The sequence below is a fragment of the Amycolatopsis sp. NPDC104819 genome, assembly GCF_055583145.1.
On the sequence record NZ_JBVJON010000011.1, the window covers coordinates 222608 to 246856 of the forward strand.

Annotated in this window: 26 protein-coding genes and 1 pseudogene; 13 read left to right on the top strand and 14 right to left on the bottom strand. The window is 71.9% G+C overall.

The features are described from left to right. Positions 1–166 precede the first annotated feature (166 nt). Complete coding sequence (locus tag ACZ63E_RS32450; RefSeq protein ID WP_465339991.1) at positions 167–547, top strand: STAS domain-containing protein; 381 nt, start codon at positions 167–169, stop codon at positions 545–547. A gap of 68 nt (positions 548–615) precedes the next feature. Here the strand turns inward: ACZ63E_RS32450 and ACZ63E_RS32455 are convergent, their stop codons facing one another. Further along, entirely contained in the window at positions 616–2121 is a 1506-nt protein-coding gene (locus ACZ63E_RS32455) for a phosphodiester glycosidase family protein (protein WP_465339992.1), read from the bottom strand. A 97-nt stretch (positions 2122–2218) separates the two neighbouring features. On the opposite strand from ACZ63E_RS32455, the pseudogene ACZ63E_RS32460 reads away from it, so the two are divergent. Next, a pseudogene (locus ACZ63E_RS32460) lies at positions 2219–3056 on the top strand (LLM class F420-dependent oxidoreductase). A gap of 3 nt (positions 3057–3059) precedes the next feature. Here ACZ63E_RS32460 and ACZ63E_RS32465 read toward each other — a convergent pair. Then, positions 3060–3953, bottom strand: a complete 894-nt coding sequence (locus ACZ63E_RS32465) for an isocitrate lyase/PEP mutase family protein (protein ID WP_465339993.1) — start codon at positions 3951–3953, stop codon at positions 3060–3062. A 27-nt stretch (positions 3954–3980) separates the two neighbouring features. Further along, positions 3981–4961 (bottom strand): substrate-binding domain-containing protein, encoded by a 981-nt coding sequence (locus ACZ63E_RS32470; protein WP_465339995.1) that lies wholly within the window; start codon positions 4959–4961, stop codon positions 3981–3983. Between the two features lie 82 nt (positions 4962–5043). Between ACZ63E_RS32470 and ACZ63E_RS32475 the strand changes: the two genes are divergently transcribed. Further along, positions 5044–5898 carry a LysR family transcriptional regulator gene (locus ACZ63E_RS32475; protein ID WP_465339996.1) on the top strand — a complete coding sequence of 285 codons (855 nt, stop codon included), beginning with the start codon at positions 5044–5046 and terminating at the stop codon, positions 5896–5898. 1 nt (position 5899) lies between these two features. On the opposite strand, the gene ACZ63E_RS32480 is transcribed toward ACZ63E_RS32475, so the two are convergent. After that, positions 5900–7471: an amidase gene (locus tag ACZ63E_RS32480; protein WP_465339997.1), complete on the bottom strand. Its 1572-nt coding sequence runs from the start codon at positions 7469–7471 to the stop codon at positions 5900–5902. 55 nt (positions 7472–7526) lie between these two features. Further along, the gene (locus tag ACZ63E_RS32485; protein ID WP_465339998.1) at positions 7527–8021 is read right to left on the bottom strand and encodes an ATP-binding protein; all 495 of its coding nucleotides are present in this window, start codon (positions 8019–8021) and stop codon (positions 7527–7529) included. Positions 8022–8171: 150 nt separating this feature from the next. Between ACZ63E_RS32485 and ACZ63E_RS32490 the strand changes: the two genes are divergently transcribed. From ACZ63E_RS32490 to ACZ63E_RS32500, 3 genes are all read left to right on the top strand, one after another. Then, entirely contained in the window at positions 8172–9194 is a 1023-nt protein-coding gene (locus ACZ63E_RS32490; protein ID WP_465339999.1) for an LLM class flavin-dependent oxidoreductase, read from the top strand. 82 nt (positions 9195–9276) lie between these two features. After that, positions 9277–10197 (top strand): ABC transporter substrate-binding protein, encoded by a 921-nt coding sequence (locus ACZ63E_RS32495; RefSeq protein ID WP_465340001.1) that lies wholly within the window; start codon positions 9277–9279, stop codon positions 10195–10197. 1 nt (position 10198) lies between these two features. Beyond that, positions 10199–11524 (top strand): NtaA/DmoA family FMN-dependent monooxygenase, encoded by a 1326-nt coding sequence (locus ACZ63E_RS32500; RefSeq protein WP_465340002.1) that lies wholly within the window; start codon positions 10199–10201, stop codon positions 11522–11524. Positions 11525–11960: 436 nt separating this feature from the next. Here the strand turns inward: ACZ63E_RS32500 and ACZ63E_RS32505 are convergent, their stop codons facing one another. Continuing rightward, the gene (locus ACZ63E_RS32505) at positions 11961–12791 is read right to left on the bottom strand and encodes a TIGR03620 family F420-dependent LLM class oxidoreductase (protein WP_465340004.1); all 831 of its coding nucleotides are present in this window, start codon (positions 12789–12791) and stop codon (positions 11961–11963) included. 96 nt (positions 12792–12887) lie between these two features. Between ACZ63E_RS32505 and ACZ63E_RS32510 the strand changes: the two genes are divergently transcribed. Beyond that, positions 12888–13784, top strand: coding sequence for a LysR family transcriptional regulator (locus ACZ63E_RS32510; protein ID WP_465340006.1), 897 nt, complete (start codon positions 12888–12890; stop codon positions 13782–13784). Here ACZ63E_RS32510 and ACZ63E_RS32515 read toward each other — a convergent pair. Beyond that, entirely contained in the window at positions 13762–14130 is a 369-nt protein-coding gene (locus tag ACZ63E_RS32515; protein WP_465340007.1) for a VOC family protein, read from the bottom strand. The genes ACZ63E_RS32510 and ACZ63E_RS32515 overlap by 23 nt on opposite strands. Positions 14131–14195: 65 nt before the next feature. Here ACZ63E_RS32515 and ACZ63E_RS32520 point away from each other — a divergent pair, with 65 nt between their 5' ends. Together ACZ63E_RS32520 and ACZ63E_RS32525 are read left to right on the top strand one after the other, a co-directional pair. Continuing rightward, positions 14196–14642, top strand: a complete 447-nt coding sequence (locus ACZ63E_RS32520; RefSeq protein WP_465340008.1) for a MarR family winged helix-turn-helix transcriptional regulator — start codon at positions 14196–14198, stop codon at positions 14640–14642. Positions 14643–14989: 347 nt separating this feature from the next. After that, a complete protein-coding gene (locus ACZ63E_RS32525) occupies positions 14990–15550 on the top strand; it encodes a hypothetical protein (RefSeq protein ID WP_465340009.1) in 561 nt (186 codons plus the stop codon). Positions 15551–15610: 60 nt separating this feature from the next. Here the strand turns inward: ACZ63E_RS32525 and ACZ63E_RS32530 are convergent, their stop codons facing one another. Continuing rightward, a complete protein-coding gene (locus ACZ63E_RS32530; RefSeq protein WP_465340010.1) occupies positions 15611–16213 on the bottom strand; it encodes a response regulator transcription factor in 603 nt (200 codons plus the stop codon). Continuing rightward, on the bottom strand, positions 16210–17346 hold the full coding sequence (locus tag ACZ63E_RS32535) for a sensor histidine kinase (protein WP_465340011.1): 1137 nt from the start codon (positions 17344–17346) through the stop codon (positions 16210–16212). Before ACZ63E_RS32535 ends, ACZ63E_RS32530 begins: the two co-directional genes overlap by 4 nt. Before the next feature lie 108 nt (positions 17347–17454). On the opposite strand from ACZ63E_RS32535, the gene ACZ63E_RS32540 reads away from it, so the two are divergent. The 4 genes from ACZ63E_RS32540 (at position 17455) to ACZ63E_RS32555 (ending at position 21256) form a co-directional block, all read left to right on the top strand. Beyond that, complete coding sequence (locus ACZ63E_RS32540) at positions 17455–18339, top strand: ABC transporter ATP-binding protein (protein ID WP_465314503.1); 885 nt, start codon at positions 17455–17457, stop codon at positions 18337–18339. Positions 18340–18355: 16 nt separating this feature from the next. After that, positions 18356–19075: an ABC transporter permease gene (locus ACZ63E_RS32545; RefSeq protein WP_465340013.1), complete on the top strand. Its 720-nt coding sequence runs from the start codon at positions 18356–18358 to the stop codon at positions 19073–19075. A 32-nt stretch (positions 19076–19107) separates the two neighbouring features. Beyond that, the gene (locus tag ACZ63E_RS32550) at positions 19108–20550 is read left to right on the top strand and encodes an alpha/beta hydrolase (RefSeq protein ID WP_465340014.1); all 1443 of its coding nucleotides are present in this window, start codon (positions 19108–19110) and stop codon (positions 20548–20550) included. 148 nt (positions 20551–20698) lie between these two features. After that, positions 20699–21256 (top strand): hypothetical protein, encoded by a 558-nt coding sequence (locus ACZ63E_RS32555; protein WP_465340015.1) that lies wholly within the window; start codon positions 20699–20701, stop codon positions 21254–21256. A 42-nt stretch (positions 21257–21298) separates the two neighbouring features. Here ACZ63E_RS32555 and ACZ63E_RS32560 read toward each other — a convergent pair whose 3' ends face one another. From ACZ63E_RS32560 to ACZ63E_RS32580, 5 genes are read right to left on the bottom strand one after another with little or no spacing between them, the layout of a single operon-like run. Beyond that, on the bottom strand, positions 21299–21940 hold the full coding sequence (locus tag ACZ63E_RS32560; RefSeq protein WP_465340016.1) for a YopT-type cysteine protease domain-containing protein: 642 nt from the start codon (positions 21938–21940) through the stop codon (positions 21299–21301). Positions 21941–21945: 5 nt separating this feature from the next. Continuing rightward, positions 21946–22377: a hypothetical protein gene (locus tag ACZ63E_RS32565; RefSeq protein ID WP_465340018.1), complete on the bottom strand. Its 432-nt coding sequence runs from the start codon at positions 22375–22377 to the stop codon at positions 21946–21948. Positions 22378–22379: 2 nt separating this feature from the next. Beyond that, positions 22380–22907, bottom strand: a complete 528-nt coding sequence (locus ACZ63E_RS32570) for a DUF2589 domain-containing protein (protein WP_465340019.1) — start codon at positions 22905–22907, stop codon at positions 22380–22382. Positions 22908–22920: 13 nt separating this feature from the next. Then, the gene (locus ACZ63E_RS32575; RefSeq protein WP_465340020.1) at positions 22921–23376 is read right to left on the bottom strand and encodes a DUF2589 domain-containing protein; all 456 of its coding nucleotides are present in this window, start codon (positions 23374–23376) and stop codon (positions 22921–22923) included. Then, entirely contained in the window at positions 23373–24032 is a 660-nt protein-coding gene (locus ACZ63E_RS32580) for a DUF2589 domain-containing protein (protein ID WP_465340021.1), read from the bottom strand. Before ACZ63E_RS32580 ends, ACZ63E_RS32575 begins: the two co-directional genes overlap by 4 nt. Positions 24033–24249: the final 217 nt, after the last annotated feature.

Below are 24249 nucleotides of genomic sequence, written 5' to 3' on the forward strand. Positions count from 1 at the left end.
GGTGGCGCTGCGGGGAAGACGGCTGGCTTCTCAACCATCGCGAGCCCAACCTAACCGTCCGGGGCGCCGGTCGCCACGACCCGGGTCCGCCACGGGTGGCAAATCGATGACAAACCGATGCGAGCCGCCTAAGGTCGGGCACCGACCAGCCCGAAGGAGATCTCCTGTGCCCGACGACGCCCCGTTCCCGCTGACGGTCAGGGTGCGCACGGTGCCCGAAGCCGTCGTCGTCGCGGCGGACGGCGACCTGGACCTCGGCACCGCCCCGGTGCTGCGTGACCAGGCCCGCGAAGCCCTCGACGGCACCCCGGGCGCGCTCATCGTCGACCTGGGCGGCATCACGTTCTGCGGTTCGGCGGGACTGCAGGTCCTGGCCGAGCTGGTCGCGGCGACGGAGGCGGCGGACCTGCCGTTCGCGGTCGCGACCGACCGGCGCGCGGTGCTGCGCGTGCTGGAGCTCACCCGGCTGGACGGCCGCCTCAGCGTGCACCCGACGGTCGCCGGGGCCCAGGCCTGGATCCGCGGCCGGCGCCGTCACTTTCCCTGAGAAAGAGGCGTCCGAACGCTCGGTGCGCGTCACTTTCCCTAGGAAAGATGCGCCGCCTCACGCGGATTTCACGGCTGGGAGCGCCGGGGGAGGACCAGCAGCGCGTCGCCGACCGGCCGTTCTCCCGTGGCGTCCGAAGGTGAGCTCACCAGCTTGCCGCCGATCGCCATCGCGGTCGAGCCGCCGCCGTCCAGGTTGATCGCGGTCACCGCGCCCAGGCGCGCCATCAGCTGCGCGCCCTCGATCAGCGACAGCCCGTCGCTGTACCCCGGCTGACGGCCGTCGACCGTCACGACCAGCAGGCGGCTCTGGCGGTCGAGCCCGACCATGGTGCGCGGGTTGCGCTTGACGCCCCAGCCGTACACGAACGACGGGTCACCGGGGTGCACGACCCCGTCCGCCGCCGCGTTCACCGAGATTCGTCCATTGTGGACCAGCCACGGGCCGCCGTTGACCACGCCGGCCGGGTGGGCCGGGCGGGCGCCCTCGAACACGCGGGTTTCGACGCGCAGCTTCGCGCCCGGCCGGGCGTGCCCGGTCAGCCAGGTCGCCGCCGTGCCGATGCCCTGCACCGTGTGGCCGCCCGCGGGCACCTCGCCGCCCGCCGGGCGCACCGCCGTCACCACGTCACGCGCGTCGAGCACCGCCTCGACACCGTCGCCGGCCGGAGTCGGCGTGCCCAGCTGGGGCGTGAACAGCACCAGTTCGTCCGGGTGGGTGCACGTCGTGTCGTGCAGCGGACGGTCGGTCGGGACGTCGCCGGGCTCGCCGCAGTTGCGCACGATCCCCGGCTTGCGGTTGACGCCGTTGACCGCACGGCCGCCGACGGTCACCACCGTCCGCGGGACGCCGATCGACGGACGGTCGCCGAGGAACAGGGCGGGCCGCCCGGTGGTCGCTTCGCTCTGCAGCCGGCCCTGGTAGACGCCGACGCCGGCCGGCTCGCCGGGGATGCCGTCGCGCGGGTCGATCACGAAGAACCCGCCGTTCGTGCCGACGAGCGCGCCGGCCGCGGCCGCCAGCGCGGACGTCGTCCGCCGTCCCGACACCGATTCGCCGTGGGACGCGACGACGCTTCCGGTGAACCGCCGAGGATCGACGACGGCGACGCGCACGTGCTGCGGCCCCTGGGCCTCCGGCCCGTCCTGGCCGGTCCACTCGACCGCGGTGGTGAAGCCGGTCATCGCGCTCGCCGTCGCGGCGGCCTGCGCGCGGTCGGCGAAGGAGCCGACCCGCACCCGCCAGCCGAGGGCGCCCCGCGGGGTGTCGGCGAAGGCCGGCCAGTCGACGCGCTCGGCCCGCGCCGCGAAACCCTTGCCGCGCAACGAGGTCACCAGCGTCTCGGCGTGCTCGTGGCTGCCGAGCGCGGCCGGTGGCGCGTCCGGGTCGGGGCTCGACCCGCCGGGGACCAGCACGGTGACCGTCCAGGTGTTGTGGCCGGTGCCTTCGCCGGTCACCGTGGTGTGGACGGTGACGCCGGGTGCGAGCGTGTCGTCGCCGGCCGACGCGGGTGTGCCCAGTGCGACGGTCAGCGCGGCGGACAGGGCCAGCGCGGCGGGGAGCTTCGTCTTCACGCGAGGCAAGCTACCCCGGCGGGGTGGACTTCTCCCGGGTTCCGGCCGAACTTCCGGTGTACGGCCCTGGAGGAACTCCAGGTTTACGATCGTGATCATGCGATTCGCAATCAAGACCTCGCCCCAGAACACCGTCTGGGCCGACATGCTCGCCGTCTGGCAGGCCGCCGACGAGATCGAGCTGTTCGAATCCGGCTGGACGTTCGACCACTTCTATCCCATTTTTTCCGATTCGACCGGGCCGTGCCTGGAAGGGTGGGTCACGCTCACCGCGCTGGCGCAGGCCACCAAGCGGCTCCGCCTGGGCACGCTGGTCAGCGGCATCCACTACCGCCACCCCGCGCTGCTCGCGAACATGGCCGCGACGCTCGACATCGTCTCCGGCGGCCGGCTGGAGATCGGCATCGGCGCCGGCTGGAACGAAGAGGAGTCCGGCGCCTACGGCATGGAGCTCGGCACGGTCAAGGAACGCAGCGACCGCTTCGAGGAGGGCTGTGAGGTCCTCGTCGGCCTGCTGACCCAGGAGACGACGACCTTCAAGGGTGCGCACTACCAGCTGACCGACGCCCGCTGCGAGCCGAAGGGCGTGCAGACGCCGCACCCGCCGATCTGCATCGGCGGCGGCGGCGAGAAGCGCACCCTGCGCACGACCGCGAAGTACGCCCAGCACTGGAACTTCGTCGGCGGCACCCCCGAGGAGTTCGCGCACAAGCGCGACGTGCTGCACCGCCACTGCGCGGACATCGGCCGACCCGGCGGAGATCACGCTGTCCTCGCACGTCCGCCTCGGCCCGGACGCCGACTACGCCAAGGTCGCCGCGGAAGCGGAGGCTCTCGGCGAGGTGGGCCTCGACCTGGCGATCGTCTACCTGCCGCCGCCGCACACCCCGGCCGTGCTGGAGCCGCTGGCGAAGGCGCTCGAGCCGCTGCGCTGACGCTCAGCCGTCGCCGTAGGTTTCGCCGATCTCGTTGACCTCCTGAAGGCCGACGAGATCGGCGAAACCGGTCAGCCCCGGCAGGTCCCGCACCACACCGGCCGGCGTCCCGTCCCGGGCGATCCGCCCGAGCACAGCGCGCATCGCCTCGGTGGCGGCCAGGAGTGTCGAAACAGGACAGATGACGAGCCGGAAACCCAGCTCCCGCAAGCGGTCCCGGCCCAGCGGCGGGGTCTTGCCGCCCTCGGCCCAGTTGAACAGCAGCGGCACGTCGCGGAAGACGTCGGCGACCCGTTCGATCTCGGCCTCGGACTGCAGCGTCTCGACGAAGAGCATGTCGGCGCCCGCGTCCCGGTAGCGGCGGGCCCGGTCGATCGCCGCGTCGAGTCCTTCGACCGCGCGGGCGTCGGTCCGCGCGATCAGCAGGAAGTCCGGGTCGTGCCGGGCCGCGACGGCCGCCCGCACCCGGTCGGCCATCGTCTCGGCCGGCACCACGCGCTTGCCTTCCAGGTGCCCGCAGCGCTTCGGCGCGACCTGGTCTTCGAGGTGGATCGCCGCGACACCGGCGGCTTCGTACTCCCGCACCGTGCGGATGACGTTGAGGGCGTTGCCGTACCCGGTGTCCGCGTCGGCGATCACCGGCACCTCGACGGCCGAGCGCAGCCGCCCCGCGGCCTGGACCATCTCGGTCATCGTCAGCAGGCCGACGTCGGGCCGCCCGAGCAGCGACGCTGTTGTGCCGAACCCGGTCAGGTAGACGGCGGGGAAACCGGCCGCCTCGACCAGCCGCGCGCTCAGGGCGTCGAACGCGCCCGGCGCCACGACGACCTCGTCACCGGCCAGCAGCTCCCGCAGCCGCGCGGGACCGGGCACCCGCGGCGCCAGCAGATCGGCCACGACGATCACCTCCGGGCGCCACCGTACTCACGTGCCGAGCAGCTCCGGGGTGAACAGCTCCTCGACCGTCCACCGCCTCGAAGAAAGCCCCTGTTCGTGGTGGTAGCGCAGGTAAGTCTCCAGCGTGGCGCGGTTGGCGGCGACGCCGTAGGGCCACCAATCGGCGCCGAACTCCGCTTCGTTGCGCTCCACCAGCGCGTTCATCCACGGCACCATGGTCTGCACCTCGTAGAGCCGCCGGGCGCTCCGGTAGCGGTCGGCAGCGGTGTCCTTCGCCGTGGAGAAGACGCGGTAGACGTCACGGGCGAGGCCGGGCACCTCCGCCAGCAGGTCCCGCCGGACGACGATCGTGTGCATGATCGGGAAGATCCCGGTGCGCCGGTGGTAGTCGCGTTCGAGCGGCTCGAAGTCGGGGAACAGCCGGACGACGTCCGGTGACCCGTCGAGCACGCACTGCGGGACGTTCGCCGTGAACAGCGCGTCGATCTCGCCGGTTTCGAGCATCGAGTTCAGCGTCCGGCCTTCGGGCGCCTCGGACACGTCGAGGTCGTCCGGGTGCGGGTGGGGGATGAAGCCGAACGGCGGGGCCGGGTGCTCGAGGCCGCCGATCACCCAGCGGTTGCGGCGGGGTTCGAAGCCGTGCTCGTCCATGAGGATTCCCTTGGCCCACACGCCGGAGTCCTGGCCGTAGGTGCCGAACTCGCCGATGGTCCGGCCGACGAGATCACCCGGACCGGTGATCCCGGACCCCCGGTGGACGAAGACGCACGAATGGCGGAACACGCGGTTCGGGAAGATCGGCAGCGCCACGTACGGCAGGTCCTCCTCGAGCAGGCGCAGGTAGAAGGTCAGGCCGAGCTCGGCGATGTCGTACTCGTGCCCGCTGATCGCGCGTTCGAAGATGTCCGGCAGCGTGGGGGCGGATTTTGCGGTGAACCCGGGCTCGGGGTCGTCGAAGAGCGCGCGGGTCGTGTCGTACTCGTAGCAGCCGATCGTCAAAGGGGTCATGCCTTCGATCGTCGGCCGCCACGGCCCGGGGTGTCCAAGTCCGGCTCGGTGAACTCGATACCGTGCCGGTATCGTGTTCGGGGTGGACCTGCGCTCGCTCCGGTACTTCGTCGCGGTGGCCGAGGAGCGGCACGTCGGGCGCGCGGCGAGCCGGCTGCACATGACCCAGCCGCCGCTCAGCCGGGCGATCCGGCAGCTGGAGGACGAGCTCGGCGTCACCCTCTTCGACCGCACGCCCAAAGGCGTCACGCTCACGCCCGCCGGGGCGGTGCTCCACGACGAAGCCGCGGCGCTGCTGGGGCAGGCCGACCGGATCCGCGGCCGCGTGACGGCGGCGGCCGGCGCCGCGACCCTGGCGATCGGGACCCTGGCCGACGCGGCCGAGCACGTCGGCGGCCGGCTGGTGACGCTGTTCCGGGCCCGCCACCCGCACGTGACCGTGACCGTCCACGAAGCCGACCTCGGCGACCCGACGGCGGGGCTGCGCGCCGGGCTCGTCGACGTCGCGCTGACCCGGACTCCCTTCGACACCACGGGGTTCGGCACGCACGTGCTGCGCTCGGTGCCGGTCGGCGTGCTCATGCGGGACGACGACCCGCTGGCCGGGCGGGACTCGGTGGCGGCCGCCGATCTGGCGGGCCGCCGCTGGGTCCGGCTCCCGGACGACACCGACCCGGCGTGGACGGCGTACTGGACGGGTGGCGCGCCCGGGGACGCGGCGCCGGTGCTGCGGACCGTCCAGGAGTGCGTGCAGGCGGTGCTGTGGAACGGGACCGCGGCCCTCGCGCCGGTCGACCAGCCCCTGCCGGCGGGGCTGCGGGTCGTGCCGCTGGCGGGGCGGCCGCCGAGCGACCTGGTCGTGGCGTGGCCGGAGACCGGCCGCAGCCCGCTGGTGCGCAGCTTCGTCCGGATCGCCGCGGACAGCTACCGGCGCTGACTCACCCGATCGTGGGCAGGTAGGCCGGCGCCCGGCGGGCCGGGGCCGCGCGTTCGAACGCTGCGGCGAGCGCGAGGACCCGCGCGTCGGCCCAGCGGCCGGCGAAGAACGACACGCCGATCGGCAGCGGGCCCGTGAACCCGGCCGGCACCGAAACGTTCGGGTAGCCGGCGACCGCCGCCGGGGTCGACGAGCCGAGCACGAACGCGTCCCCGGTGCCGTAGGTCGTCTTCCACGCCGGGCTGTTGGTCGGGGCGACCACGGCGTCGAGGTGGTACCGGGCGAGCGTCTCGTCGATCGAGCGGCGCGCCAGGTCCGTGGCCGTCGCGCGCTGCTCGCGGTAGACCGGGTCGGTCGGGCCCGGGGCGGCCGCCGCCTGCTCGAACAGCTCCTGGCCGAACTTCGACAGTTCGACCGGGTCACGCCGGTTGAAGGCGATCAGCTCGCTCAGCGTCGCCGGGTGGCCCGGCCGGTGCGTCAGGTACGCGTTCAGGTCGCGCCGGAACTCGGTGAGCAGCGCGGGGGACTCCGCCGCGCCGATCCGGTCCTGGTAGGGCAGGTCGACCTCGACGACGGTCGCGCCGCGTGCGGTCAGCGTGCGGACGGAGTCCTGGACGACGCGGTCGACGTCGGCGTCCAGACCGGCCAGCCGCCAGACGCCGATGCGGGCGCCGCGCAGGGCTCCCGGGCGCAGCAGCGCCGCGTAGTCGCGCGGCTGACCAGCGGGAATGGCGGCCGTGGCGGGGTCGGCCGGGTCGGGTCCCTGCAGGACGGACAGCGTGACGGCGGTGTCGACGACGTGGCGGGCCATCGGCCCCGCGGTGTCCTGCTCGGCCGAGATCGGCACGACACCCGTCCGGCTGACCAGGCCCAGGGTCGGCTTCTCGCCGACGACGTCGTTGGCGCCGGCCGGGCACACGATCGAGCCGTCGGTCTCGGTGCCGATCGCGACCTGCGCGAGGGTGGCCGCCACGGCCGCGCCGGACCCGGAGGACGAGCCGCACGGGTTGCGGTCGAGGACGTACGGGTTGTTCGTCTGGCCGCCGATCCCGGACCAGCCGGACGTCGAGTGCGTCGAGCGGAAGTTGGCCCATTCGGACAGGTTGGTCTTGCCGAGGATGACGGCGCCGCCGCGCTGGAGCCGGTTCACGAGCGCCGCGTCGGCGGCCGGCCGCGTGCGCGGCAGCGCGCGTGACCCGGCCGTGGCCGGCAGGGTGCGCGTGTCGATGTTGTCCTTGAGCAGCACCGGGATCCCGTCCAGCTGCCCGAGCGTGTGCCCGGCCCGGCGGCGGGCATCGCTGGCGGCCGCCGCCCGCAGCGCGCCGGGGTCGACGGCGACCACCGCGTGGACCTTCCGGTCCACGGTGCCGATACGCTCGAGGTAGGCCGCGGTCAGCCGCACGGCCGTGAGACCGCCGTGGTCCATCCGCTGCTGGAGCTCGGGAATGGTGGCCGCGTCGAGGTCGAACCCCAGCGCGGGGCCGGCGGAAGCGGAAGCGGGCGCCGGGACGACCAGGCATCCGGCGAGGGCGGCGGTCACGGCGGCGGAGCGCAGGCGCATCACGGCGTCCATGCCACTCCTCGCCCCGGCGGCGGTCAACCCCTCGTTCGTCGGGGGCGCGAGTGGATCAGGACCGCAGCGCGGCGGGCCGCCAGATCATCGTCACGCGGGTGCCGCGCTCGCCGGTGTCGACGGTCGCCTGGTCGGTGACCTCGTCGATCAGGCGCAGCCCGCGCCCGCCCGAGGTCAGCGGCGCCTCGCCGACGCGCTTGACGGCGCCGCCGCGGCCGGTGTCGCTGACGACGACGGTGACCGTGTCACCCGCCCAGTCCGCGTACAGCCGGGCCCAGCCGCCGCCCTCGGGATAGGCGTGCGCGGCCGTGTTGGCCAGTGCCTCGTAGGTGGCCAGGACGACGTCGTAGCTCGTGTCTTCGTCCAGGGGAAGCTCGTCGAGCCAGGCGGTCAGCTTCCGGCGCAGCACCGAGATCTCGCCGGACTCCGCGGGCACGAGCTCTTCGAAACTCGTCCGCACCGCCGGGTCGATCGGCGTGCTCGCGCCGACGCCGGCGGGCTCGCTGTCCGTGTCGCTTCCGGTGCTCGGTTCCGGAGTATGTCGATGCACGATGTACTCCTCCCTGTCTCCGCTCGGACCCCCCATGGCCTCGGGCTTCGTGCAGGCTGGGTACCCAGCGTCCGCGTTTCCCATTCGTGATGTCGGCCGCGTCTCGTCCCTTGCGGAATCAATCCCGGACGTCGAGCGCTTGCACGGTGCGTGAAGAAGATCGGTTTTCTGTCATTCGGCCACTGGTCGGCGGGCGCGTACTCCGAGACGCGGTCGGCGGCGGACTTCCTGCACCAGTCGATCGACCTGGCGGTCGCGGCCGAGGAGCTCGGCATCGACGGCGCGTACTTCCGGGTGCACCACTTCGCGCGGCAGGCGGCGAGCCCGTTCCCGCTGCTCGCGGCCATCGGCGCGCGCACGTCGAAGATCGAGATCGGCACCGGCGTGATCGACATGCGCTACGAGAACCCGCTCTACATGGTCGAGGACGCGGGCTCGGCCGACCTCATCTCCGGCGGCCGGCTCCAGCTCGGCATCAGCCGGGGATCCCCCGAGCAGGTGATCGAGGGCTGGCGCTACTTCGGCTACGCCCCGGCCGAGGGCGAGACCGACGCGGACATGGCGCGTGACCGCACCGAGGTCTTCCTCAAGCTGCTCGAAGGCGAGGGTTTCGCGCAGCCGAACCCGCGGCCGATGTTCGCGAACCCGCCGGGGCTGCTGCGCCTCGAGCCGCACTCGGAGGGCCTGCGCGAGCGCATCTGGTGGGGCTCGGGCTCGAACGCGACCAGCGTCTGGGCCGCGAAGCTGGGCATGAACCTGCAGAGCTCCACGCTCAAGGACGACGAGACCGGCGAGCCCCTGCACGTCCAGCAGCGCAAACAGATCGAGGCCTACCGAGAGGCGTGGAAGGAGGCCGGTCACGAGCGAGAGCCGCGGGTGTCGGTCAGCCGCAGCATCTTCGCGCTGACGAACGACCTGGACCGGGCCTACTTCGGCCGGGACCGCACCTCACACGACCAGGTCGGCATGATCGACGAGAACACCCGGGCGATCTTCGGCCGGTCCTACGCCGCGGAGCCGGACGAACTGGTGCGGGAGCTCGAGGAGGACGAGGCCGTCCAGGCCGCGGACACCCTGCTGCTGACCATCCCGAACCAGCTCGGCGTCGACTACAACGCCCACGTGCTGGAAAGCATCCTGACGCACGTCGCCCCGGAGCTCGGCTGGCGCTGAGCGGACTCCCAGCATGTGGTTTCTGTCGGTGGTGCTGGTTAGGGTTCCATTCGTTCGACCCGTGGAACGAGGAGAGTGCGTCGTGAGCTGGAGCCGGAAGATCCGAGCGGCTGTGCTGGTGGGTGTGGCCGCACTGGGCCTGGCCGCATGCGGCGGCGGGGGCAGCGACCAGCCCGCCGCGCAGGGCAAGGGCGGCGCGCCGATCGTCGTCGCGTCGTTCAACTTCACCGACAGCCAGATCCTGGCCGAGATCTACGCCGCCGCGTTGCAGGCGAAGGGCTACCCGGTCACGAAGAAGCTGAACCTGGGGTCGCGGGAGCTGATCTACCCGTCGCTGAAGTCCGGTGAGCTGCAGTTCATTCCGGAGTACCAGGGATCGGCGATCACCACCGGGTTCGGCGCGGAGCCGGTGAAGGACGCGAAGGGTGAGCACGAGCAGCTGGCGAAGCTGTTCGAGCCGAGCGGCGTCTCGCTGCTGGACTTCGCCGCGGCCGAGGACAAGAACACCTACATCGTGAAGGCCGACCTTGCGAAGTCGAAGGGCCTCGCGAACATCAGCGACCTGAAGAAGCTCGACAAGGTCGTCCTGGCCGGCGGGCCGGAGTGCGAGAAGCGGCTCACCTGCTTCAAGGGCTTCACCGACGTCTACAAGCTGACCAACGCGTCGTTCCAGACCGTCCAGGAGTTCGGGCCGCGGATCCAGCAGCTCGACTCCGGAGCCGTGACGGTGATCCCGGTGGACTCGGTGAGCCCGCCGGCCGGCGACGCGAAGTACGTCGCGCTCAAGGACGACCTCAGCATGGTCCCGACGGAGAACGTGGTGCCGGCGGTGAACAAGAAGGTGCTCGACGAGCGGGGACCGGACTTCGCGGCCGTGGTCAACGCCGTGAGCGCGAAGCTGACCACCGACATCATGCGCGACCTGAACAAGCGTGTGGACTCCGACGGTGAGCAGGCGGCCGACGTGGCGAAGGACTGGCTGTCGCAGCAGGGGCTGGCCTGAGATGGCGGACGCGGGACAGCTGCACTTCAACGCGTTCATCTGGCCGAACGGCTACCACGAGTCCGCCTGGCGCGTGGTCTCCGACGACGTGCGCGGTGTGCTCGGGCTGCCGTACTACGCGGACATCGCGCGCATCGCCGAGCGCGGCTTGATGGACACGATCTTCCTGGCCGACAACATCGCCATCGCCGAGTACCGGGCCACGCACCTGCCGCAGACGCAGTTCGACCCGATCTCGGTGCTTTCGGCGCTGGCCGCGGTCACCAGCCACATCGGACTGATCGGGACCGGCTCCACGACGTACAACAAGCCGTGGGAGCTGGCCCGCCGGTTCGCCACGCTCGACCACCTCAGCGGCGGTCGCGCGGGCTGGAACATCGTCACCACGATCACCCCGCTGGCCGCGGCGAACTTCGGCGAGCGCGCGCACCCGGACCACGCGGACCGGTACACGCGCGCCCACGAGTTCGTCGACGTCGTGACCCGAGCGTGGGACAGCTGGGACGACGACGCGGTGGTCGGCGACCGCGAGCGTGGGGTGTGGGCGGATCGCGCCAAGCTGCACGCGCCGCGGTTCCACGGCGAGTTCTACGACGTCGAAGGGATCTTGCCGTTCCCGCGTTCCCCGCAGGGGCGGCCGGTGCTGGTCCAGGCCGGCCAGTCTCCGGCCGGCGTCGCGCTGGCCGCGCGTTTTGCGGAGCTGGTGTTCTCCGGGCCCCCGTCGCTGGAGGCGGCGGTGGCGTTCCGAGCGGACCTCCACGCCCAGGCGGCGGCCGCGGGCCGCGACCCGGGCCAGGTCCTCGTCCTCCCGGCGCTGATGCTGACCCTGGGCGGGACTGAGGCCGAGGCACGCGAACGCGCGCAGCGGTTGGAGGACCTGTCGAGCCCGGAGTTCCGCTGGCAGAACGTGCTGTACACGGCAGGCCTCGACCCGGACGGCTACGACCCGGACGTGCCGCTGCCGGCGGAGTTGTGGACCGGTTCGGGGAACGTGTCGAGCCGAGCGGAGCAGCTGTTCGCCGCTTCGCAGGCTCAACCGTCGGCTTCGCTGCGCGAGGTGGCTTCGCAGCTGAAGAGCGGTGCCGGGCAGTTCCATTTTGTGGGGACGCCGGAGCAGCTCGCCACGCACGTGCTGGAGTGGCAGGACGCCGGGGCTGTGGACGGGTTCACGATCATGGGGTCGACGCTGCCGTACGAGTTGACGGCCTTTGTCGATCATGTGGTGCCGATCCTGCAGAGCAAGGGCCGGTTCCGGACGGAGTATGAAGGGCCGACCTTGCGCGACCACTTGGGACTGCAGCGGCCGGCCGCGGGAGGTGCGGGCTAGGGAAGGACTTCGGTGGTTGGGCGCGGTTGCCGGGATCGGGTTTGACTGCGCGGGGTGCGCTGGCTGGCTGAGCGCTGAAACTGGCTCGCGACTGCTTGCGGCATGGTGGTCGGGTTGGCTGCCGGGACCGGTTTTGCTGGCTGCGCGCGGAGCGCTGAGCTGTTGGCGCCGGGGAACCGCTTCGGCAGCCGCGCGCGGTGCGCTGGTCGGTCAGGCCGGGATCGGTTCGGTGGCTGCGCTCGGTTGGCGCTGGGGAACGGCTTCGGCAGCTGCGCCTAATGTGCTGATCGGTCAGTCGCCGGGACCGCTTTCGCTGGCTGCGCGCGGAGTGCTGATCGGTTAGGCACGGGAACGGTGCTTCGGCGGCCGCGCGCGGTGCGCTGGTCGGTGGGTCGCCGAGATCAGTTTCGGCGGCTGCGCGCGGTGTGTCGCGCGGTCAGGCGCCGAGAACCGCTTCGGCCACCTCGCGCAGCGTGCCGATCAAGTCATCCCCGAGTGGATAGATCCCCACATGGTCCGCACCTGCGTCGCGATGCGCTGCCACGCCCGCCGCGACCGCTGCCGGGGTGCCGTGCAAAACCAGCGCGTCGATCAAGCGGTCGCTGCCCGTGCCCGCGAGGTCCTCGTCGGTGAATCCCAGCCGCCGGAGGTTGGCCGCGTAGTTCGTCACCTGCAAAGCCGTTCCCGGTGGGGCCGACCGCGCGATCGCCCGGGCCCGCTCGACATTCCCTTCCAGCAAGGCGAAATGGCCGGGCAGCAGCAGTTTCCCCGTCCCGAGAATCTCCCGAGCCCGGCGGGTGTGCTCGGGGGTGACCAGGCACGGCACCGTCCCGGCCGTCCGGTCCCGGGCCAGCCGCAGCATCCGCGGGCCGAGCGCGGCGAGCACGATCCGCCCGGCCGGCACCCCGGCCGAGGTCAACGCGTCCACATAGGACACCAGCTTCTCGTACGGTGACACGTACTCGGCGTGGACCTCGCGGTGGCCGATCCCCACCCCGAGCACGAACCGCCCCGGGTGGTGCGCCTCGATGCGGTGGTGCGAGGCCGCGACGGTCTCCGGCTCGGCGGTCCAGGCGTTCACCACGCTGGTGCCGATCACCAACCTGCTGGTGGCGTCGAGCAGCTCCTCCGCCTGCGCGAGGTCCGGCGGGGGAGAGGCGTCCAGCCACAGCGTCCCGTACCCGGCCTTTTCGAGCTCGACGGCGCCGTCCGGCGTGACTTCGTGTTCGCGCAGGTGCGCGCCCAGCTCGCCCAATTCGATGGTCATGCCCCGACTTCAGCACGACGCCGTCCGGTGAACCAGATCCGAAACCGACGCGCAGCGATAACCTGGTGACATCGTCGAAGCCACGCAGGAGGAACGGTGGAACTTCGGACCCTGCGGTACTTCGTGACGGTCGCCGACGAGCTCCACTTCGGCCGGGCCGCCGAGCGGCTGCACATCGCGCAGCCCGCGGTCAGCCGCCAGATCGCGCGGCTGGAACGGGAGCTGGGCGTTCGGCTGCTCGACCGCTCGCCGCGGCGGGTTCGGCTGACCGCGGCCGGGCGCCGGGTGCTCGTCGCGGCTCGGGACGCGCTTGCGGCCGCCGAGCGGGTCAAGGTTGCCGCCGGTCTGCCGGTGGGCGCGTTGCGGATCGGGACGGCCGCCGGGCTCACCGCCCGGCTGGAGCGGGGCATCGACACCTTGCGGCGGACCGCGGCGACCCTCGACGTCGTGCTCGTCGACCTCCCGGTCGCCGCCCGGCTGGACGCCCTGCGCGAGGGTGACCTCGACCTGGCGCTGGCCCGTGGAGTGCATTCGGCGCCCGGGCTCAGCGTGCTGCCGACGTGGACCGAGCCGCTGCTCGCGGTCGTCTCCGCCCGGCACGCCGCCGCGGGCCGCGCCACCGTCGGCCTCGCCGACCTGGCCGGCAGCGCCCTGCGGATCCCCTCGCGGCAGCTCGACCCGCCCCTGCACGACGCCGTCACCACCGCGCTGCGCGACGCCAGGGTCCGCCCCCGGCTCGGCCGCCCGGCCGGCACACCCCGGGACACCGTTGTCGAGGTCGGCTCCGATCCGGACAGCTGGGCGGTGCTGCCCGCCGGTCAGGTGGGGGAGATCGGGTCGGCCCGGGTTCGGGCGATCGAGCTGGAGCCGCCGGTGACGATCACCGGCAGCGTCGTGCTGGCGGACGACGTGCCGGGCCAGTGTGCCTCGGCCCACGTGGCGGCGTTCCGCGACGCCGAGACCGGGGCGGTCAGCCGCGGTCGTGGAGCGTGACGTGGTAACCGTCGGGGTCGGCGAAGGTGAACGTCCGGCCGAAGGGGCCGTCGATCGGCGCTGAGACGATCCGGTGGCCGTCGGCGGCCAGAGCGTCGTGGATGGCCTGGACGTCCGTGGCGTGCAGCCAGATCGCGGCGCCGATCCCGGGCTGGGCGACGGAGGCGAGATCGGTGCCGGGAACGACGTCGCGGAGGGCGAACGCGATCGGCTTCGTCTCGAAGACGACGGCGTGCGGAGGTCCGGCCGGCGAGCGGACCAGGCCGAGGTACTGCTCGTAGAACGCCTGTGAGGCGGCGAGGTCGCGCGCTTGGAGTGAGAGGAAGTCGGGGCCGGTGGCGGGCATGGGTGCTGCTCCTTTGTCGTTGTGTCAGTCTTCTGACACGGACGACTGTATGTCAGAATGCTGACATGAGTCAAGACGGTGTCGACCTCGAGACGTCACTGGGCTATCTGCTGAAGGAGGCGTCGAGCGCCCTGCGCGCGGCCATGGAGGCGGTGCTGCGGCCGCTCGGGATGACCGTGACGCACTACTCCTGCCTGGAGCTGCTGGCCCAGCGGCCGGGCCTGTCGAACTCCGAGCTCGCGCGCGGCGCCTTCGTGACGCGGCAGTCGATGAACGTGCTGCTCCAGACCCTGGAGCGGGACGGCTACGTGACCAGGCCCGCGGAGGCGCCCGTCGGGAAGGTCCTGCCGACGCGGCTCACGCCCCGCGGCCGGCGGAGCCTCGAGAAGGCGACCGTCGCGGTCCGGTCCGTCGAGATCAGGATGCTGGCCGGGCTGACCGAGGCTGATCAGGCCGGCGCGTCGAAGATTCTGCGGAGCATGATCCATTCCCTGCGCGACGAGAACCGGTGACGCGGGAACGCCGGGTGATCACAGTGCCAACATTCGGGTGCAACAGCGGGCGTGCATTCGGTTCAACGGGAGCTGGGAACATTTCTCCCGGTCTGTCACATCCGGTCGAAGTGGACTGTCCTCTTGCGACGATCCGGAGGCTCCTCATCTCGATAAACGTGCTACAGTAAGGAAAATCGGCCCGGAAAACCGGCGATCGCAAACGACCCGGCGCCGGATCGGTTACGGCGCGAACCGATGTCGATCAGTTGAGATTGCTCACCCGGGTAATTCGCGCCTATCGCGTTTCTCGTCGCCGTTTTGGTGGATCCCTGGAGCGTCCCATTCCTCCGTCGAAGGAGCCCACCATGAGAGCCAAGAACACCGGCCGCGCGGCGATCATCGCCGTGCTCGTCACGGCGCTGGTCGCCCTCTTCACCGGCGCGGGCACCGCGCTCGCCGCTCCCGCCCCGGCCGCGCCGCCCGTTCCGGTGCTGGCCACCCCGCTGACCGGCACGTTCACCGACGCGTCGGGCGGCACCGGCACCGCGGCCGGCACCTTCACCCCCACGGACTTCGTCGCCGACGGCAGCACCCTGCTGGCCAACGGCGTCGCCGACGTGACGCTGACGGACTCCGCGGGCCGGCAGGTCGGCACCGAGTCCCGCGCGGTCAGCGTGCCGGTCGGCGTCGCGGCGGCGTCCTGCCAGATCCTCGACCTGGTGCTCGGGCCGCTCGACCTCGACCTGCTCGGCCTGGTCGTGCACCTCAACCAGGTGCACCTGAACATCACGGCCGAGTCCGGCCCCGGCAACCTGCTCGGCAACCTGCTGTGCGCGATCGCCGGCCTGCTCGACCCGGGCCCGCTGTCCAACCTGCAGGCCCTGGTCAACCTGCTGAACCAGATCCTCGCCCTGCTGCGCGGCTGACCACCTCGGCCGCGATGACGGATCGGCTCACTCCAGGTGGGCCGATCCGTCGCAGGCGGGTCAAAGCCAGTCGTGTTCCCGGGCGTAGCGCGCGGCTTCGTGGCGCGTCCGGGTCTGGGTCTTCTGCATCGCGTTCGACAGGTAGTTGCGCACCGTGCCTTCCGCGAGGTGCAGCTGGCCCGCGATGTCCGCGACCGAGAACCCCTCGCGCGTCGCGCGCAGGACGTCGATCTCGCGGTCGGTCAGCGGGCAGTCGTCGACGACGGCCAGCGCCGAGACGTCCGGGTCGATCCAGCGCTTTCCCTCGTGCAGCGCCTTGATCACCGACGTGATGTGCGCCGGTTCCGCGGACTTGCTGACAAAACCCTGGACGCCGAGCTTCAGCGCCTTCCGCAGCACGCCGGGCCGCGCGTGCCGGGTCAGCATCAGGATCACCTGCTCCGGCCGCGAACGGCGGATCTCCGCGACCGCGCCCAGACCGTCCACCCGGGGCATCTCGAGGTCGATCACCAGCACGTCGGGCCGGTGCTCCAGGGTCGCGCGGACCGCGGCCGCGCCGTCTTCCGCCTCGGCCACGACGGTGATCTCGCCTTCGAGCGGCAGCAGGGACGCCAGCGCCTTGCGGAGCAGGACTTCGTCGTCGGCCAGCACCACCGTGGTCATCGGGCCTCCTTCCACCGCGGGAACGCGGCCGCCGTCACGAACCGGCCGTCCCGCTGCTCCACCTCCAGCTCACCGCCGTGGTCGGCCAGCCGCTGCTTCAACGTCGCGAGCCCGTTGAGCTCGGGCGGTCCGGCCTCCGGGACCCCGTCGTTGACGATGGTGATCCCGGACGCGGTGAGCGTGATCCGCACCTGCCGCGCCTGGGCGTGGCGCAGGATGTTGGTCGTCGTCTCACGCAGGACCTGGCCGAGCAGCTCGCCCGCGCGGGCGTCCACTTCGGCCTCGCGGTCGACGCGCACGTGGATGCCCGCGGCTTCGAAGAGGTTCTTCGCGTTCTCCAGCTCGGCGGACAGGTTGAGCCGCCGCTGGGCGTAGGCGAGCTCCTTGGTCTGCACGATCGTGTCGCCGACGAGGGTGTGCACCTCGCGCAGCTCCTCCTTGACCCGGTCGAGGTCGCTGTCCACCAGCTTCTCGGCCAGGGCGACCTTCAGCTTCACCACGTGCAGCGTGTGCCCCTGGATGTCGTGCAGGTCGCTGGCGAACCGCATGCGTTCGCGGACCACGGCGAGGTCCGCCTCGCGGTCGCGTGACTGCTCCAGCTCCGCGACCAGGTCGTAGAACCGCTGGCTGACGAACATGAACGCGGTCGACCCGACCACGGCGGCGGCGGGGATCGCGACGTACTGCAGCAGCCGTCCGCCGGTCTTGTCGGGGTACATCAACGGGTTCGCGGCGCCGAACGCGGCGACCAGCGCGGCCAGCCCGGCCAGCGACGCGACGCGGTGGCGGGGGAGCGGCGGGATGAGGAACGAGCCCACGATGGACAGCCCGTAGAACGCCGCCGTGTCGTCGCTCAGCGCGCCGGCGAGCCAGACCACCGCCGTCACGGCCAGGCAGGGCCGGGCGACGCGGATGAAGTCGCCCGCGGTCCAGCGCTCCGCCGTCGCCAGCGCGGCCGCCAGGCCCACCCCCTGCAGCAGGACGTGCCACCAGGAGCGGGCGGTGAGCACCAGCATCAGCACACCGACGATCGCCAGCGGCGGCACCGTGGTGACGAGGTTCAGCCGGCGCAGCCGCTCCTGGACCGCACCCCCGGTCCAGGACGTGCGGCGCGCGATCGTGGGCACGTCCATGACCCGAGACTAACGGCCTGGGCGGGCGCCACCAGTGACACCACGTCATGTCTTGGGGTGACGTGGCCACACTGCCAGGCGGGCGGGCGAACCGCTGGAATTCGGGGCATGTCCACGACACCCGTCATCGACGTAGCCCGCCTGAACCTCACCTACGGCGGGTTCCACGCCGTCAAAGACCTCTCGTTCCAGGTGGAACGCGGAGAGCTGTACGCGCTGCTCGGCACGAACGGCGCCGGGAAGACCTCGACCCTGGAGACCGTCGAAGGCCACCGCGCGCCGACCTCGGGCACCGTGCGGGTCTTCGGGAAGAGCCCGCGCGACCGCGCCGCCGTCCGGCCGCGGATGGGGATCATGCTGCAGGAGAGCGGCTTCTCCCCGGACCTGACCGTGCGGGAGTCCGTCGCGCTGATCGGGCGGCTCACCGAACGGACCGACGACGTCGGGCGCGTCCTCGGCATCGTCGACCTCACCCGCAAGGCCGGCACCAAGGTGTCCCAGCTTTCCGGCGGCGAGAAGCGGCGGCTGGACTTCGCCACCGCCGTGTACGGGACGCCGGAGCTGATCTTCCTCGACGAGCCCACCACCGGCCTGGACATCCAGTCCCGCGACGCCCTCTGGGACGCCGTCGACCGGCTGCGCGAAGCGGGCTCGACGATCGTGCTCACCACCCACTACCTCGAAGAGGCGCAGCAGCGCGCCGACCGCATCGGCCTGATGCACCAGGGCGCCTTCCACCGCGAGGGCACCGTCGCCGAGCTGACGCGCACTCTGCCCTCGAACATCCACTTCGGACTCCCGGCCCACGCTCCGGCGCCGCCGCTGCAGGCCACACGCGGCGAGGACGGCCGGTTCCTCATCGAGACCTTCGCGCTGCAGAAGGACCTCCACACCCTGCTCGGCTGGGCGCGGGACAACGCGCTGGAGCTGCGCGGGCTCGAAGCCGGCCCGACCCGCCTCGACGACGTCTTCCGCGCCATCGGCCACTCCTGAGAAAGGGACCCTTCCCATGCTTTCGATCGCTCGCGGAGAGCTGATCCAGATCTTCCGGAACCGGCTCGTGCTGGTCACCGCCCTGCTGCTGCCGCTCGCCTTCAGTGCGTTCCTCATCTACCGGCACGAGCTGTTCGAGGAGATCGGCAGCCTCGGCTACATCGCCTCGCTGGCGCTGTTCTTCGTGCTCGGCATCGGCCTTTACACGACCACGGTGACCACGCTGGCCTCCCGCCGGCAGAACCTCTTCCTCAAGCGCCTGCGCTCCACCGCGGCGGGCGACACCGGCATCCTCGCCGGGCTGCTGGCGCCGATCACCGCGATCACGCTGGTGCAGATCGCCGTGATCCTGGGGGTGCTGGCCAGCGTCACCAGCCGGCCGGACAACCCGCTCCTGCTGGTCGTGGCGGTCGTCGTGACGGTGGTCATGATGCTCGCGCTGGGGCTGGCCACGGCCGGCCTGACGAACTCGCCCGAGCACGCACAGGTCACCACGCTGCCGCTCAGCGTCGGGGTCATCGCCGTGGCCGGCTGGGTCGGCGCCACCGGAACGAGTGAGCTCACCCTGCTCAAGCGCCTGCTGCCCGGCGGCTCGGCGACCGAGCTCGTCCTCAACGCGTGGAACGGCGGGGTCGCCTGGAGCGACTCGCTGGTCCTGCTCGCGCCCACCCTGGCCTGGGTCGTCGTCGCGATCACCCTGGCCTCCCGCCTGTTCCGCTGGGAACCGCGCCGGTGACCACCGGCGTGCCGAAGATCGAGGGGAAACCGATGCGAAAAGTGTTGCTGGTGACCGTGCTCACCGCGACCGCGCTGACCACGGCGGTGGTGCCGGGTGCGGCCGCCACGGCCACGGGGCTGAAGTGGGGTGCCTGCCCCGCGGACGTCGCCCCGTTCCCGGGCCTGCAGTGCGCCACGCTGCAGGTGCCGCTGGACTACCGGAACCCGGACGGCCGCAAGATCGACCTGGCGGTGTCGCGCCTGGCGAGCCCGAACCCGGAGAAGCGGCGCGGGGTGCTGCTGACCAACCCCGGCGGCCCCGGTGGGGAGGGCCTGGACTACCCGGGCGTGCTGACGATCCCGCAGCTGCCGTCGCCGCTGCCGCAGAGCGTGCGGGACTCCTACGACATCATCGGGTTCGACCCGCGCGGGGTCGGGCACAGCACCCCGGTGACCTGCGACCTGACCCCGGCGCAGATCGCGCGCGGCAACCTGCCGTACGCGAACGGCCCGGCGGACGTGCTCGAGCAGGCCGAGGTCGCGAAGGCCGAAGCGAAGCAGTGCGCGACGTCGAAGTCCGGCTGGATGCTGCCGTACGTCACCACGGCGAACACCGCGCGGGACATGGACCGCATCCGCGAAGCGCTCGGCGAGTCCACAGTGTCCTTTCTGGGCGCGTCGTACGGGACGTACCTGGGTTCGGTGTACACGACGATGTTCCCGCGGCGCAGTGACCGGTTCGTGCTGGACAGCAACCTCGGCCCGGGCGGCTACGACATCACCGCGATGCGCGCGTTCGGCCGGGGCATGGAGGACCGGTTCCCGGACTTCGCGAAGTTCGCCGCGCCCGGCCTGGGCCTCACCCCGGCACAGGTGACGGCGAAGTACCACGAGCTCGCGGCCCGGCTGGACAAGGCGCCGGTGGCGGGCATCGACGGTTCGGTGTTCCGCGGCATCACCTTCAGCGACCTGTACTCCGACGGGCAGTTCCGGGAGCTGCTGGCGGCGTGGAAGTCGCTGGACAAGGGCGAAGAGCCGAAGCTGACGGCCGATCCCCCGAAGACGGACAACATCCTGGCGGCCCGGTTTTACGTGCTGTGTGGGGATTCGAGCTGGCCGCGGTCTGTGGCGGGCTACCAGGCCGACGTCGCGGTGGACCGGATCCGCTACCCGCTGATCGGCGCGGCGTCGGCGAACATCGCGGCGTGCGCGTACTGGCCGTCGGCGCCGGCGGAGCCGAAGGTACGGATCACCGACCGCGGGCCGTCGAACGTGCTGCTGGTGCAGAACGAGCGTGACCCGGGCACCCCGCTGGTCAACGCCCGCAAGCTGCGCCAGGCCTTCGGCGACCGGGCCCGGATGGTGACGATCGACCAGGGTGGGCACGGCGCGTACCTGTTCGCGGCCAACAAGTGCGGGAACAGCGCGGTGACGGAGTTCCTGGTGACGGGGAAGCGCCCACCGGCCGACCGCTTCTGCGCGGCCGAGGGCTGAGGGTACTGTCGTGCGGACGTCAAGGTGGCCGGCCCGGCCGGGAAGCCGCCTTGGCGTCCGCCGCCGGCATGCTGCGCCGGGCGATCGAAAAGTGGGGCTCGGCGCGGACGGCATGCCCGCCCGGGTCCTGGCGATCCAGGTGACGAGCATGACCCGCAGGCAGTCCGGGCCGCTCGTCGTCTCGGAGACCGGGCAGTGGCAGGTGGGGAGCGAGCCGCTCGCGTTCCTGGGGAGCGAATGGGCGCCGAACCCGGCGAGCCGCCTGAAGGCGGCGGTCGGCGCGGTCCGGCATGCCGTCGGCGGACTCACCGAGAGCGGCGCGATGTTCGTGACCGGCGTAGCCGTCCTCCTGCCGAAGGGAACCGGGGTGCAGATGGGAGACACCCCGCCGCACGGCAGCAGCGCCAAGCTCGTGCTCGGTATCGGACACGACCTCCGGATACTGCTCAGGAGTGGCAACGCCGGGTCGGTCTGGTCGGCCGACGACGTAGTCAAGGCGTGTGAAGCGCTGTCGCTCGGCGATCTCGTGCCGTCTCGTGAAGCGCTGATCGCGGACGGGTTTCCGGAGGTCGCGCGCATGCCCGCGCGGCCTTCCGCGAACCCGCGGTCCGGGCGGCCCTGGGGCTTGATCGTCGTGGTCACCCTGCTGTGCGTGGCCGGTCTGGTCGCGGCGATCGTCGTGGGGCAGGTCTTCCACGGGCAGTGAGCGTCCGCGCCGCGAGCGAACCGCTCGCGGCGCGGGCTCGCGTCAGCCGGTGAAGCTCCACAGGATGTAACTGTCGTGCAGGTCCATCCCGTGCTCGCGGTACGCCGCGCCGATCGAGATCAGCAGGGTGCGGAGCTCGCTCTCGGACCGGGCGTCGAACTCGCCGATGTTCGGGTCGAACAGGCGGACGTGACCGCGGCCGTCGCGGTGCAGGCCCAGGGAATGGCCGCCCGAGCCGCCCTTGATCGACAGGATGAAGGCGCTCGACCGGCGGTCGAACGCCGCGCTGACGATCTTCTCGGGCTCGTCGTTCGGCTTCACCGTGGCGAAGCCCCACTGCGCCGACGCCGTCGTGTCGCGGATGACGAACCCGAGGCCCGCGGCGGAGAGCGCTTTCTCCGTTGCCGCGTCGACCACGAACCTCGAGCGGGCCACCCGTTCGTACTCCGCCTGCAGGTCGACCGCCTGGGACAACCTCGTCGCCGCGGCCAGCAACGGTTCGGCCACCGTGCCGCGGTTCGTCCAGTAGTCCTCGCCGCGGGCCTTCGCCGCGAGCCACTGCACCACCAGCGCCCGGCAGACGCCGTTGCCGATGGCCACGCGCTCGCGGGCCGCTTCGGCCGACTGGTCGAACTCCTGGACGCCGGAGCCGGCCACCTTCGAGCTGATCTTCTGGTACTCCATGGGTTTCACCTTCCTTGTGTGATGGGCAAAGCAGTTCCCGGGCCGCGGACGCGGGTGCCGGCCGCGACGACGACCGCGTACTGGCGACGCCGGCGCAGCGGGCAGAACGGCAGTTCCGCCGTGGTGCCGCGGACGACCACCGAGCGGACCGTGACGCCGCGGCGGACGAGCCGGACGAAGTAGGCCGGCGCGTCCGGCACCGGCGCCCAGCGCGCCACCAGCCGGCCGGTCCGGCGCCGGACGGACCCGCATGCGGGCGCGGGCACCGGATCGCTGGACACCCGGGCGGCGCCGCCGTCGACCGTGATCCGCACGGCGCGGGCGCCGTCCGGCGCGGTGACCCAGAAAGCGGCCTCCAGCACCCGCATCGGGGCCGCGCCGAACTCGCCGTTCAGGTCGCGGAACAGCGTCCGCAACCCGTCGGCGACCGGGTCCACGGTCATTCCTTCGGCCGCGGGACCGCGGTGACCGACTGGGCCATCAGGTCGAGCACGCGCGCCAGCGCCTCCGACGGCGGAGCCGACGACGCGCGCAGGTCGACCGTGTACTTCGCGGTCTTGTCCGTGTCCCGGGTGTTTTCCCGCTGGGCCGCGGGTTTCGCGAGCACCTGCGGGGTGCCCCCGCCGGTCGGCGCCAGCGACCGGACCTCGAGGCTGAAGTGCGTCTCGAAGGTGTCGATCCGCAGGCTGGGCACCGAGACCAGGGCCAGCAGCGGCAGCGAGACGTGGACGTCCTGGGCCACGACCGCCGGCTCGTCCGCGGTGCCCGGCCGCTCGGCCGGCCGGCTGAAGGCGAAGTCGACGGTCCGGACCGCGCCGTGGTCGTCGACGCCGACCCGGCGCACGAAGTCCGCCGACGCGTCGGCGAGCGCCTCGGCCGCCCGGGCCGCCGAGACGACCGGCGCGGCGATCAGCTGGTCCAGGGACAGGGTGTCCGCCGGAGGGGCCGGCGGTTCGGGTGCCGTCACGGCTGTTCTCCTTTCACGGCACGTTGTTCGTGGTCATCCGGTCGAGCAGCCGCGCGAACGCCTCGGGGCGCTCGCCGGTCTCGAAGGTGACCTTGAACTGGGCGAAGTCGCCGTCGTCCCCGGCGCCCAGGGACGCCAGCAGCGGCGCGGTGGCGGCCGGGTCGCCCGGGGTGTCCGGAGCGGCGCCGAGGCCGAGCAGCCGGGCCCGGAAGCTGACGGTCAGGTCGTGGATCCGCAGCGGGTGCGGCGGCGCGAGCGCGAGCACCGGCACCTGGATCTGCTGGTCTTCGGCCTCGGGCAGGGTGCCCGGGATCGTGACCGGCAGCAGCTGCGGCGCCCGGGTGTCCCCGGACGCGTCGAGCGTGTGCCGGCGCAGCTGGCGGACGTGCTCCTCCTCGGCCAGCCGCTGGGCGTCGAGCACCGCGTGGTGCAGCGACCGGAGGATGGCCGCCACCGTCGGCTCGCTCATTTCGCCGCGACCGCCTTGTCGGCGGGCTTGTCCGGCACGACCGTCGTCACCGGGGCGATCGACGTCGCCATGATGTCGAAGACCCGGGCGAGGCCTTCGGGCATCGCGTGGTTGGTCGCCTTCACCGCCACGTGGTACTTGGCGGAGTTGTCGGAGCTGCGGGTGTTCTCCTGGTGGGTGGCGACCTTGCCGTGCACCGACACCGACAGGCTGAACGGGCCGATCCGGCCCTCGCCCTTGGCGTCCAGCGACGCCTCCACGTCCTTGCTGTCCTTCGACTGCTCGGCGGACTTCACCTCCATGTCGAACGCGACGTCGACGGTGTCCACCTGCAGGTTCGGCACCGGGACCATGGACAGCAGCGGCACCGACAGGCTGACGTCCTCGGTGACGGCCTGCCCGTCCCCGCCGGCGTCCCCGGTGGGCGGGACCTCCCGCGGCCGCTGGAAGGCGAACTTGACCGTCCGCAGCCGGGCGAAGCCGGCCGCGTCGGTGACCGGGCCGTCGGCGGGCCGGTCGAAGCCGACGGTGTTGATGTAGGTGGCGGTGGAGTTGGCGAGCATCACCTGGGCGTTGCACGCCGCGGTCAGCGGGCCGCCGATGAGCGATTCCATCGGCAGTCCCTGGAACTGGTCGGACATCTTTTCGAGAGCCATGGTTTCCTCCGTCGAAATCGGTATTGGCAAAACGGAACTGTAGGCGCGGAATCGCGTTCCGCCGCCATTGTTCGCCGTATCGGACCAATTACACGATTGTGTTTGACGATTTCACGTGAAAACGTCAAAGCGCTTTCCTGGTGTCGTTCCAGGTCACCCCCGGTGTCACTCCAATGGCCGACTGGTCATTCCCGGCCCACATGATCAGACTCGAAAG